General features: G+C 49.2%; 12 protein-coding genes. 9 read left to right on the top strand and 3 right to left on the bottom strand.

What is annotated here, in order from left to right:
- Nucleotides 1-402 precede the first annotated feature (402 nt).
- From LKK83_RS27005 to LKK83_RS26970, 8 genes are all read left to right on the top strand, one after another.
- Nucleotides 403-774 (top strand): hypothetical protein, encoded by a 372-nt coding sequence (locus tag LKK83_RS27005; protein WP_324634575.1) that lies wholly within the window; start codon nt 403-405, stop codon nt 772-774.
- Nucleotides 775-866: 92 nt separating this feature from the next.
- On the top strand, nt 867-1,562 hold the full coding sequence (locus LKK83_RS27000; protein WP_324634574.1) for a hypothetical protein: 696 nt from the start codon (nt 867-869) through the stop codon (nt 1,560-1,562).
- Between the two features lie 150 nt (nt 1,563-1,712).
- Nucleotides 1,713-2,027: a hypothetical protein gene (locus LKK83_RS26995; protein ID WP_324634573.1), complete on the top strand. Its 315-nt coding sequence runs from the start codon at nt 1,713-1,715 to the stop codon at nt 2,025-2,027.
- A gap of 160 nt (nt 2,028-2,187) precedes the next feature.
- On the top strand, nt 2,188-3,186 hold the full coding sequence (locus LKK83_RS26990; RefSeq protein ID WP_324634572.1) for a hypothetical protein: 999 nt from the start codon (nt 2,188-2,190) through the stop codon (nt 3,184-3,186).
- A 100-nt stretch (nt 3,187-3,286) separates the two neighbouring features.
- Nucleotides 3,287-4,384 carry a hypothetical protein gene (locus tag LKK83_RS26985; RefSeq protein WP_324634571.1) on the top strand — a complete coding sequence of 366 codons (1,098 nt, stop codon included), beginning with the start codon at nt 3,287-3,289 and terminating at the stop codon, nt 4,382-4,384.
- A 395-nt stretch (nt 4,385-4,779) separates the two neighbouring features.
- Nucleotides 4,780-6,411, top strand: coding sequence for a pentapeptide repeat-containing protein (locus LKK83_RS26980; RefSeq protein WP_324634570.1), 1,632 nt, complete (start codon nt 4,780-4,782; stop codon nt 6,409-6,411).
- Between the two features lie 126 nt (nt 6,412-6,537).
- Nucleotides 6,538-8,328 (top strand): NACHT domain-containing protein, encoded by a 1,791-nt coding sequence (locus tag LKK83_RS26975; RefSeq protein WP_324634569.1) that lies wholly within the window; start codon nt 6,538-6,540, stop codon nt 8,326-8,328.
- Nucleotides 8,329-8,351: 23 nt separating this feature from the next.
- The gene (locus LKK83_RS26970) at nt 8,352-9,377 is read left to right on the top strand and encodes an ABC transporter substrate-binding protein (RefSeq protein ID WP_324634568.1); all 1,026 of its coding nucleotides are present in this window, start codon (nt 8,352-8,354) and stop codon (nt 9,375-9,377) included.
- A gap of 80 nt (nt 9,378-9,457) precedes the next feature.
- Here LKK83_RS26970 and LKK83_RS26965 read toward each other — a convergent pair whose 3' ends face one another.
- Entirely contained in the window at nt 9,458-10,321 is an 864-nt protein-coding gene (locus LKK83_RS26965) for an ABC transporter permease (RefSeq protein ID WP_324634567.1), read from the bottom strand.
- A gap of 289 nt (nt 10,322-10,610) precedes the next feature.
- Between LKK83_RS26965 and LKK83_RS26960 the strand changes: the two genes are divergently transcribed.
- On the top strand, nt 10,611-11,375 hold the full coding sequence (locus LKK83_RS26960) for an ABC transporter ATP-binding protein (RefSeq protein ID WP_324634577.1): 765 nt from the start codon (nt 10,611-10,613) through the stop codon (nt 11,373-11,375).
- A 47-nt stretch (nt 11,376-11,422) separates the two neighbouring features.
- Here LKK83_RS26960 and LKK83_RS26955 read toward each other — a convergent pair whose 3' ends face one another.
- Nucleotides 11,423-11,692 (bottom strand): hypothetical protein, encoded by a 270-nt coding sequence (locus LKK83_RS26955; RefSeq protein ID WP_324634566.1) that lies wholly within the window; start codon nt 11,690-11,692, stop codon nt 11,423-11,425.
- 56 nt (nt 11,693-11,748) lie between these two features.
- The gene (locus LKK83_RS26950; RefSeq protein ID WP_324634565.1) at nt 11,749-11,958 is read right to left on the bottom strand and encodes a hypothetical protein; all 210 of its coding nucleotides are present in this window, start codon (nt 11,956-11,958) and stop codon (nt 11,749-11,751) included.
- Nucleotides 11,959-13,054 lie beyond the last annotated feature (1,096 nt).

Raw genomic sequence — 13,054 nt, 5'->3', positions numbered from 1 at the left:
GCCTGCTGACCTCAGATTTGGTTACGGTCTAGGCCGCTTCCCTCCTCCTTAGCAACCAGATGACAGTTGTCAAGGTTTCTTGGCTTTAAGCCTTAGATTCCTTGCCCCGCTTACGTTTTCGGCATTTCAGCCTTGACTTTGGCGGGAACGATTCGCACCTACATCCGCATTCTAGGCTAATTTGAAAAAAAAATCAACTTTGGGGTTGACGTAAAAATCAAGTGGCGTTAGACTGAGGTTAGTTGAACAAAAGTTCAACATTTGCGGCGCGAGGGGTGGAGTCAGGAGTCCCTATTCAGCCGGCGATCGCCCTCCATCGAAGCCCCACCCCAGATGAGGTTCGATTTTCCCAATCTAGTGCGCCCACCAGGGTGGAAGTCAAACAAGGCAAGGATAGACAAGATGCTCAAAACCTGGACGGATACTCACTACAAGTTAGAAGACACCGACTGGCTTTATATTGCCAAACATGACGACGAAGGTACAGCATCTCTCATTTGTCCGGGTTACGCTCGCGATGGATCTGGATTTAGCATCCACTTCACCCCGGCGCATATTGAGATTTTACAGCATTTGCTCGCCGTGTTGCAAAGTACCAAAGCGGCGACCTCCACCCCCTCGGAGTCAGACCCCGCCCCGGGGACAAGCCATCAAAATTGGATGGAGGTTTATGCGGGGGAATGCGCCAAGGAAGTCGAGGGAAAAAAAAGCCCAAAAAAGGACTATAAATACCCAGCAGTCACCTCGGCTCACCATCGTCACGTGATTCGCTAAATCTCCGATATCGCTCTACTTTCAAATCCGTAAAAATGGCCAAAAACTCAGCAAACAAAAACCCGCAGAACACCACAACAGGAGAAACCGAAATGACCGATAAAAAACCGACCTTATCCGTATTTGGCGTCAAGCCCACCAATGCGATCGTCGTTCCCGAACTGCCGATTGCCACTCGCAACAACTGTCAAAGTGGTAAATGGACGATTGGTGACGAAGAATATGGCTCTAAATTAGCCATGACTATTTTAAAGTTTAGCAAATTTTTCGGCAGTCTCGGCCAGACAAAAAACACCCTTTGGGGGCAAATTTGGTTTGTGGCTGAAGCCGGAGAAATGCCCCATAATGTGGTGATGGTCACTTACATTAAAGGGCGCAGTCTGAGTGATTTTAATCGCTTGGTGGCTTCGATTCAAGCCCGGGGAATCGAACCAGCAGAAGGAATTTTTGTGCCCGAATTCGTCAAGCATTCCGGTCAGAAACCCGATGATAATGGCGTGTTGAAGCCGATTAACTATTATAGCTTGAAATGGGATTGGGTGGAACGGACGAACTGGGAGATGGTCGAACAAGCCGCATTGGTGCTTGAAGACCCGCAAAATCTCAGTCGGTTGATTGATTTGGAAGGCACCCGAGAAATGGTTTGTCTGGATAATTTGCCTCCCCATGAAATTGCTTGTTTGATGGCGGCGCATTTGGATGCGGATTCTACAAAAGATGAGATGGCGTTGCCGGCAGGATCCGATGAGGATTTTAATAGCGATCGCGAAATGGCAAACGCGATGTAATTTCTTTCTCTTTCGTCGATTTGTCGGGGTTAGAAACCGGGTTAATTCACCTGATATTTTCATTTGCAAAAAAACTAGATTAAACCCCGGTTTCTTATCCTTTTTCTTGTAGCCATCAACCATGATTTTCATACCTCAGAGGGCACTAAGGTGAAAAACATTGCGAAATTGACCCGCCAGTCGGTGTGGGAAAACCAGTTAAAAGGAAATCTCGCCACCTTTGAAGAGATTCGCAACGATAGCTTAAACGATTTGGCACTGCTAGCGGAAGATTTCCACCACATGAGTTTAATTGTGGAATCAGTAGAGCAAAATTACAGCGCCTTGCTCGAGCAAAATCAGCAGATGAAAGCCTTGTTGTTAAATGTAGTGGAATCATGCTACTGCTGGCAGGGAAATCGTTGCGATCGCTGCCAAAACATCCTGAATATTCTCGCTAATCCCCCCGCAAAAAGGGGTTCTTAAACATTGAGATTCGTTGCTTTACATTTCTTAACCCTGCGTTAAGAAAACTTAATTCAATTCTGGAACATCATCCCGGTTTTCTAGTCTACACTAGAATTATTTAGCGGTCAAACCAGACAATATCTCGCAGTCAATTGTAAATTGCAGGAGGACAATTACCATGACGCAATCCACCGCCAAAGATAATAAAGCCAAAATCCTGGCCGAGTTTCAGCAACTCCTCGAAGAGCGCAAACAGATAGAATCGAAAGTTGCCACGAAAGAAGAAGAAGCGGAAAAAGAGAAAAACAAAGAACTGCTGCAAGTTGCCTCTAGTTATACGATTGATAGTATTGTCAAAGGGTTAGCGGACCTGCAGTTAGATTTTGGCAGTATTATTACGCAGCTTGCCGAGAAACTGGACAGCGAAACCACGAAACTCGACGAATTGAAGCGGGCGATCGCGATTGAAAGCGATCGCTTAGAAGAACTGCGAAAAATCCGCGTGGTTGCCGATGCGCTGCATATCTTAACCCAAGAACACCAAGAAAAGCTAAAAATCCTGGAAAATCGCGCTGCAGAACAGCAAGAGTCCATCGAAAAAGATATGGCGCAAAAGCGCAAAATCTGGCAAAAAGAGCAGGAAGAATTCGACACAGCAGTGCGAGAACAAGCGGAACTATTAGCCCAAGCCCGGGAAAGCGAAGCCGCCGACTACAACTACGAAATACAACGCTTGCGGAAAATCGAGATGGATGAATACGAAGAGTCCAAGCGGCAACAAGAACGAGAACTGCAAGCCATTAAACGGGAGAAAGAAAAGAATTGGGCCGAACGGGAAGAATACTTGGAAGAACATCAAGCCGAATTTGAAGAAAACCAGCAAAAGATTGAAGGATTTGAGGAAGAACTGAAGCAGGCATATATCAAAGCCAAAGAAGAGGCGATCGCCGATGCCAAGCGGGAAGCCAAAGTGAAAGCAGACTTATTTGAAAAAGAGTGGGAAGGCACCAAAGAAGGATACGAACTCACCATCCAATCCCTCAACAATACCGTGGAACGTCAGACCCAAGAAATTGCCGATATTACCGCCCAGCTACAAGCGGCAATGCGACAAGCGCAAGACTTGGCGATGCGCGCCTTTCAAAGCTCATCAAATGGCAGCTCTTCTGCCAAATAATCCACCGATTTTATAGAGACGCGCCGCCGCGTCTACACCGCTAAAAAAGCCTCAAGGTTTTTAACTAAACAGTCGCCCATTCTCAGGAGAAAAACAACCGATGGTGAAAAAAATTAACTCCAAAAGCACCAAAGCCGAAATCCTGGAAGCTTTTGAAGAATTGCAGCAAGAAAATTCCGGCTTGCAATCGCAAGTTCGCAAACTGAATAAAGAAAAACAAGCCGTGGTGGAAAATCCCGTAAAAGCGGTGAAGCAAAGCGCATCGGCGGAAGTCAGACCCTCGAATAATGGGAAAACGGCGCAACAAAAAGTCAATCAAACCATTCAAAGCTTAGAATTGCTGCAACAGGGATTTGGTAGTGCGACGAGCGAACTGTCCGAACAACTCACGCAGGAAGCTGCCAAGTTAAAGGATTTAGAAGAGTTAGTCAGCCAAGAAGTTGAAGAGCTGCAAGAACTGCATGATTTAGAAGAAGTCGAAGAAGACACCTTAGATACCTTATTAGAGACCTATCAAGAACGGGCCAAAAGCTTTGAACAAGAAATCGGCGATCGCCAAGAAACCTTAGACCAACAAATCCAGGACTTAAAGACAGAATGGGAGAAAGAGCAAAACATCCATCAGCGCCAGATTAAAGAGCGCAACGAAACCCATCACAAAGAGCGCCAGCGCGACGAAGAGGAATATCGCTACAACTTAGAACTCGAACGCAATCTCGATAGCGAAGAATACGAGCAAAACAAAAAATCGCTCTATCAAGAACTGGAAGAAACGCGACTTGCCCAAGAGAAAGAATGGAACGAGCGGGAAACGGAAATTGCCGAACGGGAAAAACAATATGCCGAAGCCAAGGCGAAAGTGGAAGAACATCCGAAAAAATTGGAACAAAATATCAAGAACGGCAAAGAAAATGGCCGCAACATCGGCAACTATCAAGCCAAAGTTTCCGCCGACTTGCGTGCTAAAGAAATTGACGGTCTCAAGCGCTCCTACGAACTGCAAATTACCTCGCTAGAAGCCTCGATTAAAGACCGCGAGGCGCGCATCCAAACCCTGACCAAGCAACTGGAAGCGGCACTGAAACAGGTTCAGGATTTGGCCGTCAAAGCCATCGAAGGGTCTTCCAACGCCAATTCTTTCCAAGCCTTGCGAGAAATTGCCGTAGAACAAGCGAAAAATCAGCCGAAAAGCAAATAAACGATTATTTCGGGCATAGTCAAACGAGGGGCAATTGCGATCGATTGCCCTTTTTTTTGTGTGATTTGAAGCAAGTCAAAGGCAATGGTAGAAAAGGTGAGAATCACGGGAGATGGTGGCGAGGGTGAAATGAACCCGGGGGACAAAATCGGCGCTCAATTCTCTTTTTGGGTAGAATGGAGAGTGGCAGGCGATCGCACAGGGAAGAAGCGCCCCAAGAGCCGAGGTATTTCTGCGCCTGTTATTCATCTGGAAAAATAATTTGTGCGATTGGGCAAACTTCATCAAACTTTCATGTTCAAATTTACCCCAATATTATAAAATCAATCTGACTTGTCCGAATCCAGGTCAGCTATCCAGAACACCGAGTCCCTGCTGTTGTGGGCTGAGGATCCATGCAACAAAACAACCCTGATGCGCTCAAAATAGCCGAATATATTTCCCTTGCAGGTTCCGTTGTCGGTTCCCTCGCCGTATTGCTGTTCGGGAAAATAAACTATGGCGGGGTGATTCTGTTTTTGTCGGTGTGGCTCAACCTGGTCAACCGCCACCGGATGCACCAGCTCAACGAGCAACAGATGCTCAGCGCCTTGGTGGAATTAGATTGCAGTCTCGGGAATATCGAAGGAGCGATCGCCCATCACGTGGGGGACTTAAAAACCGAAATGATTCAACTCAATTCCCACCTGCAAGAAAACCTACCCGCCCAAGAAATCGAGCAACTGCACTTACCCCTAGCCAACCAACAACCGAAATTCGATCGCCTAAATGATTCCGTGACGCGCATCAGCGATCGCATGGACACCCTAATCGAGCAACTGCAAGCCGCCGGGGAATCCGCGCCCCCGGAAACCGAACCCAGCGCACCAGATCCCTCCCTGGAACCGCCCTTATCGGCTTTATCTCTCGAACAGCTCGAAACCCTACCCGAGTCCATCGAGCGACTGTGCGATCGCATCGTCCACTTAACCCAACTCATCCGCGAGTTAGAACAACAAATTCCCGAAGAAGTGCCACCCCGCGCCGCACCTCCCCAACCAGAAGCGCCACCGCCAGCACCCTCCCAACCGCCGGGAAGTGAGCCAGCGGATATGTCGGCTCAATCCACAGGGGAAGCGCAACTCAGCCCAGGAGAACGCGATCGCGAGACCAGTGCCACAGAAGTTCCCACCTGGGACAATCCGGAATCCATGTATCCCGCCGACCCCAGGGCCACAGAAGTTCCCACCTGGCACAATCCGGAATCCATGTATCCCCCCGATGCCAGCACCCAGGGAATTCCCACTTGGGATAATCCGGAATCCATGTATCCCGCCGACCCCAGGGCCACAGAAGTTCCCACTTGGGATAATCCGGAATCCATATATCCCGCCGCCCCAGTTGAGTCTGAGGTTAATTTTCCCGCACCGATCGCCCCAACCTCCCCACCCGTGCCGACAGAGGCGGCACAATTTGCAGTGGGTTATCCAGATGAGGTGTTCCCCTACATCGACTTGCGGGGCGTGAGTTTAATGGGAACTAGCTTAACCCAGGCCAATCTCGCCGGGGGAGATCTGTCCGAATCCAATCTCAGCGAAGCGGATTTGAGCGGTTCTGACTTGCGACAAGCTAACTTAATGGCAGCCAATCTCAGTGGTGCAAATTTAGCCCAGGCCGATTTGCAGGGGGCAAATTTAGTCGGGGCCGACCTCAGTGGGGCGAATTTGTGCAACGCTCACTTGCGAGGGGCTAATCTCACGGCTGCCCATTTATGGGGCGTGAATCTGAGTGGATGCCATCTCGCCTCACTTAAGTTAAGCGGCTTCGACCTCACTGGTGCCAATCTCAGTGCCACCGATTTATCTTTTTGCGATTTAAGCGGAACCAATCTCACCGGCGCAAATCTCGCGGGCGCGAATCTACAAGAGGCAAATCTCAGTTATGCCAATCTCACGGGGGCGGCGATCGCCGGGGCGGATTTCGGCGCAGGGGAAACGCTGGCAATTCTCACGGGTGCGATTATGCCCGATGGCACGCAACATGAATAATTCCGCAGGGGGTGGATAGATAGGAATTCTCAACCAGCGGTACAATTCAGTTGGGAAGTGCGAGCGAATTTTACAACTCCTAAACGAACCGCGATAGAGTCGCTATAGAGTCGGATAATCGTTAAAATGAATCAGATGCACACAGCACAGAAGTCACCTGGGGGGAAATGGATGCAGCAAATTCAGGAAGGCGACGGAATTTTTAACGCACTCGGCGATCGCGATCCGGAAGCAGAGGAGATTCGCGAAATTTTGCTCGAAAAAGTCAAAACTGCTTGGATATCCGGTGTTTTGCAAGCATCTCTGCGCGATCGCCCTCATCTGGAGGTGAAGGCGGAAGTCCGGGATCCGGCGGTGGATTCTCCCCCAGAGAACACCCGCGCCACTCTCGCGCCACAAGCGGGGGAAAAACTGCTAATTCTCGGGGAAGCGGGGGCGGGAAAAACCACGGCGCTGCTAGAAATTGCCCGCGATCGCCTCGCACTCGCCGCCCGCGATCGCGATCGTCCGGTTCCGGTGGTGTTTCGTCTCTGCACCTGGACGAAAAAACACAAAGTGCTATTTGAATGGTTAATCGAGCAATTGCATCATCTCTATCAGCTCGCTCCCTATGTGAGCGATGAGTGGTTAGAGGATCGCCAAGGCTTGCCGTTTTTGCTGCTGCTGGATGGTTTGGACGAAGTGAGTTCCGCAGAGCGGCAAAACTGCGCCGAGGCCATCGATCGCTTTTGCCAGGATCGCCCTCAGATAACGGTGGTCGTAACCAGCGCGATCGGCGAATACGAAGCCCTAGAAACGCCCCTCCAGTTCGATCGCACCCTGGTTTTGCGATCGCTGACCCCAGAGCAAATCCAGCCCTATCTCGCCGCCGATATCCTCCCGGAAACTCCCGCCCCAGAAATGCCTTGCACTCCCCTCACCTTACGCCTGATGGCGGAGGTCGGTACTCAGGAGAACTGTACCGCGACGCCCCTGTGGAACGCTTATATAGAAAATAAACTCGATTGCATGGCCGCCGAGAGTCCTTACTCCAAGCGCGACGCCCAACACTGGCTCACTTGGCTGGCGCAAAATATGTGCGAGTGTTCCAGGACTTTATTTTTAATCGAACAGATGCAGTCAAACTGGTTGCCGAAAGGATGGCAGGAACAAGTGTATAGCCTGGGACTCTGGGCGATCGCCGGCATCCTCACTGGCCCGATTATCGGGTTGACTACCGGGGCGATCGGTGGCGTGGTGATGGGCTGGATGCGCGGACCGATGGGCGCTGTGCTGTTTCGCGGCTTGCGCGGTCCGGTAGCCTGGTTTTGGCTTCGTCTCTGGACTCGCCGCGCGATCGCCAGCTTCGCCGGATTGCTGCGCCCCCTGCTGGGGATGGTTGTGCGAGGCGTTCCGCACATGAGCAGTAGAGTGCTGGTCAAATGGCTGCATCGCAAAATCTGGCGATCGCTGCTGCGCCTCCCTTACAAATTAATGAGCAAAACTGTCTTTCGCAATGTTACCCCCAAACTCATCCAAAAGACAATCCAGCGCGGATTTCCCGGTTGGGGAGAGAGTATCGTGCGCGAAACAATGCCCAACCAACGAGTCTGGATTGCGGTCAAAAATGCCCGGTTTTTCGGCATTCTCGGCGCAGCCATCCTGATAATCCTCGCCGAGGCGATCGAGGTGTCTGTATTCAAAGCGGCGATCGCCGGATTGCTATTAGGAATTTTTGCTGCAGGCGGTTTGTGCATCAAACACCTTTTGCTGCGCTTTATGCTAGGATTCATGGGATTGACTCCCTGGAATTATGCCCGATTTCTCGATTGGGCTACTGAAGTGGGATTCTTGTACAAAGTCGGCAGCGGATATATTTTTATTCACCCCCAGTTACAAACCCATTTAGTCGAATTTAATTCCGCTAAAATAGAATAACTTTAACTCTGTTTATGACACCCATGAATCACTTTTGGACTCGTCGTCAAACCCTTTGGATGCTAACCGGTACCGCTGCAGGTCTTGCCTTGCACGCTTGCACCCCTAACCAACCGCGATCGCCGGAAACTTCCGATAAAAATACCGCCTCCATTGGCTTATTTACCTGGGTAGGGTCTACACCGCTTTACATCGCCAAAGAAAAAGGATTTTTCGATGACCTCGGGCTAGACTTAGATGTAAAAGTCTTTTCTGCCAATACTGATGCCAATACCGCCTTTATTGCCAATCGTTTGGATGCAGTTTCTCCTGTGGCTTCGGAAGCCGTTACCCTCGCCGCCACCGGCAAGGATTTTCGCATTGTTTTAGTCCAGGATACCTCTGTGGGTGGCGATGGCATTTTAGCCCGCAATAGTATTGCCGAAATTGCCGATTTTAAAGGAGAAAGAATCGCCGTAGAAGAAGGTAGTGTCAGTCACTTCTTTTTGCTGCAAGTTCTCGACACCGTAGGCTTAGATTCGGAGGATTTTACCCTCGTCAATGCCCCTCCAGATGCCGCCGCTGCTGCATATCAATCCGGGAATATTCCTATCGCCGTGACCTATGCCCCTTATTTGCAAAAAGCCAATGAAGCCCAAAGCGATGGACGAATTATTTACGATTCTTCGCAAATGCCCACGGCAATTACTGACCTCTATGTTTTCGATGCAGCATTTAGCGATCGCCATCCCGAAACGGTGTTAGCCTTTGTCCAAGGAGTCTTGCAGGGATTGGAATTTTTGCGAACTAACCGCGAAGAAGGAATTGCGATCGCCGCCCAACAGTTGGATATCCCCCCAGAAGAATTAGCCTCGGCGCTCAACGGCGTGCGACTTCCGGATTTACAGGCAAATCTGGAATTACTCGCTAACCCGCAAAGCGATCGCTATTTGTTAAACTCCATGCAATCCCTAGCGCAATTCCTCAAAGCACAAGGTCAAATTCAACAAGTCCCCGATTTAGCTCCTTTAATCGAACCTAAATTTATCCTGCGAATCGACTCAGTTTAACCGTCGGGTGGGCAGATTGCCCACCTTCCCCTCCCAACCCACTCTAATATGAAAAATCCCCCGGTTGTACCCTATCTCGATTAATGCTGAGAATACTCCGCCCAAGGGGTGACTTTTTTCGCCACCCATTTAAAGGCAAAATCCAGTAACAACCCAATCGCCCCAATGACCACAATGCAAACTAGCACTTGGTCTGTTTGCACGAAACGCTGCGCCCTGGCAATTCTAAACCCCAATCCGCGATCGGCAGCAATTAATTCCGAAATCACCAAAAAATTCCACGCCCCCGCCACATTCACCCGCAATGTATCCAGAATACTTGGCACTGATGCGGGTAAAATCACCCGCAATAAAATATCCCGTCGATTTGCCCCCAAGGTATAGGCGGCATTTAACAATTCGCTGGGAATAAACTTCACCGCATCGGCTATCATTATGGCATTATAGAACACAATGCCTAAAAAAATAATGACCACCTTTGACATTTCCCCCAACCCAAACCACACCACTACTAACGGAATAAATGCAGCCACTGGCATATAGCGAATGGTGCCTACAATCGGACTAAACAGGCTTTCCATACTGTAAAATGTTCCCATCGCAATCCCCACGGGAATTCCTACCGCCGCCGCCGCTAAAAATCCCCCGAAAACGCGACCAAAACTGACAAAAATATCCACCCACAAGCTTTCGTCCCTCTGTTGTGGGTTTAACATGTCTATCCCCGCTTGCAATACCGCCGTGGGGGTGGGAAGCAGCATCGGCGTCACCACTTCTCCATAACTGAGTATCCCCCACAGCAGCAGCGGTATCCCCAACGCACTCACCGCCAGCAGGATCCGCAACCGCTGCGGAAATCCTTGGCGAATGCTCCAAAAAATGGAAGGCTCTAAATAGGGTTTCGGCGATCGCGGCATGGTCTTTCTCCGATGTTTACCTCTCATTTCTCCCCTCTTTCTCCTCCCGCAATTCTACCCCAGCTCGTCCCTGGATAAATTGTTACAATTTTTACCATTTTTTGGCCATTTTTTTTGCCAATCTATCTGGACAAATGCAAAAATTTGTGATACCCTTATATCATAATGGGAATAGTGGCAAAATTTTTAAAAATGCTACTATTCCCATTATCAGATAATCTATCATATTTTCAACCCTTTGTCCAGGGAAGTCTCAAAAAAATGGCCAAAAAATTTGTTAAAAATTGTTAAATTACGATTGAGTGATATCAGCGTCATGCAAGAGCGAATTTCCAGCAGGGGCATTCCCCAATTACAAGTCAAAGAGTTATATAAGCGCTTCGATCGCCTGATGGTATTGCACAACATCAACCTGCATCTATATGCTAACGAACTGGTTTGTATTGTGGGCGCTTCCGGGTGTGGAAAATCCACCTTATTAAATATTATTGCCGGCTTGATGCCACCCACCTCCGGGCAAGTGCTGATGGATGGCGAACCGATGTTAGGACCGGGAAGCGATCGCGGCATGATTTTCCAGAGTTATTCCTTATTTCCCTGGTTAACCGTCGCCGAAAATGTCGCCTTTGGCTTGCGCCTAAAAAACATGCCCAAGCAGCAAAGAAAGGAAAAAATCGAGTATTATTTAAACGTGGTGGGATTGAGTCAATTTGCCAGCGCCTACCCGAAACAGCTCTCCGGTGGAATGAAACAGCGAGTGGCGATCGCCCGTGCGTTAGCCAACGAACCGGAAGTTTTGCTGATGGACGAACCCTTTGGTGCATTAGACGCACAAACCAAAGAACAGATGCAGCAATTTACCCTGGATTTATGGCAAAAAACCCAGATGACCGTATTGATGATTTCCCACGATGTGGAGGAAGCGATTTTTCTCTCGCAACGCATCTATGTAATGAGCGCCCATCCGGGGGAAATTAAAGAAGAATTGGCGATTAATCTCCCAGAATTGCGGGATTTAGAGATGAAACTCTCGCCGGATTTTATCGAGATTAAGCGACAGGTGATTCGTGCCTTGCGATAAATGTTATCCAAGGCGGTGGGCAATGCCCAGCCTACAAATTGAGTGATTTAAGGCAAAGAATCGAATAAAATCCACTTTTCTTCATAAGCGATTAAACCAGCGGCGTAAGCGTCATCTAAAAATTGCATTAATGCCACACTGGCGCTCAGTTTCATCACGAATAAGCGGGCGGCGGCGGTAGCGCTGCACTGGCGGGAATAAATCACCTCGTCGCTTTCTCCTATATCGTCATCGGGAGGAAAAACGCGAAAGATCCAACCGCGCGATCGCGGAAAAATTTTGATGTGCCAGCCGCGATATATTTCTTCGGTTTCCATTGCTTTGGCGAAATGATTTTAGGCTGATTTTTTGAGGGCAAAAATCTGGCAATTTTTTACGGGTCGAACCGAACCACATCTGTGCGTTGGGGGTTAGACGGTGAGGTTTCGGTTGCACCGGGGTGACTCACGGGTGCGGGCATGGGTGAGAAAAATTTCAAACCAATGGCGATCGCGGCACTAACTAAGGCAAAGAGACACAGATAATCTACAAAACGAATCAGAAGTGTCAGGGCAATGTGCTTGTCATTTTTTCGGAGTGGCATTATAATAAAAGAGATGATAACTGACCACTTCTTCACCTCTATCTCGTGCTATCCGAATGGTTTTTTCAAGGTAAATCAAGGTTTATACTATCAATAGCTGGGCAAATTGAGTAAAAAAGCCGATGTTAAAGATAGGGTTGCTAACTTTGCTATACCTGCAAATCCGCCCGGAGGATCTGACACCTCCTACCGCTGCGCTCAGAGTTTTGACCTGCTGCATGCCAAGGGTTCGGGGGCAAGAGCGCCAAATCCAAATGCCTCAACCCGCTTATCATCGGTCAGCAGTTTGAGCCAAAAGCCGAACGAGTTGTCAATCCGCATCCTGCAACCCACGCCCCACCTAGGATGAGTTGCACTGATAAAAGGCGGGCGATCGCAATCCAACTCCATGCCCACACTTCCCCAGTGCCCAACTTCCCACTACTATGCCCACCACTACACGGGAACTATTCGGGAGTTTGGTAGCCCCGTCTTTTTAAAGCGGGGCGGAAAAACGACTCGCTTGTTTTAACAAGCGAGATTAGTTGCAATTAAAAAGTTAGTAAGGGTAAAAGCCTACGCGACGAAGCATCCTAGTTCAGATGAAATTCCGGCCACCGGAGAACCGACGGCTCTAAATAGAAGTGCACAACGACATTGAGCGGAGCAAACAACGCAGGTTGTGGAGCGTATAGAAGTTAAGGGAAGTGCCCGGAAAGCAAAAAAAGCAAGTAGCCTGAAGCGAAAGCAACAGGGTAGAGGGTCGGTGGCAGAAATGCCTTTTGACAGACCCTTCTGAGTATAACTCGGAGAATCTGCGCGTATGCGCGACCGCAGAGTGTCAACTTACTCTATGCGCTGCATCCCACTGGCGTTGAAAGCCCAACTTGCTCAGGGTGTGACTCTAACCTCAACCGTGAAAGTCATCTGTTCCGGGATTTTCTGGGATTGGGCGAACGGGCGAACATTGATGCTGCGATCGACAATTTCTCCAGGGATGACCCCCAACGGAACTGGGCACCAAAAGGCTGGCAATTTGTCGGTGGGGAACTGCGGCAGGTTGAGTAGAAGGGGGGTTTGCGATCGCCCATGAGCGAAATAGTCCCTAACAAAAAAG

This window comes from Phormidium sp. CCY1219, from assembly GCF_035615515.1.
GTDB lineage: Bacteria > Cyanobacteriota > Cyanobacteriia > Cyanobacteriales > Laspinemataceae > CCY1219.
This window is presented reverse-complemented; position numbering and strand designations above follow the sequence as displayed.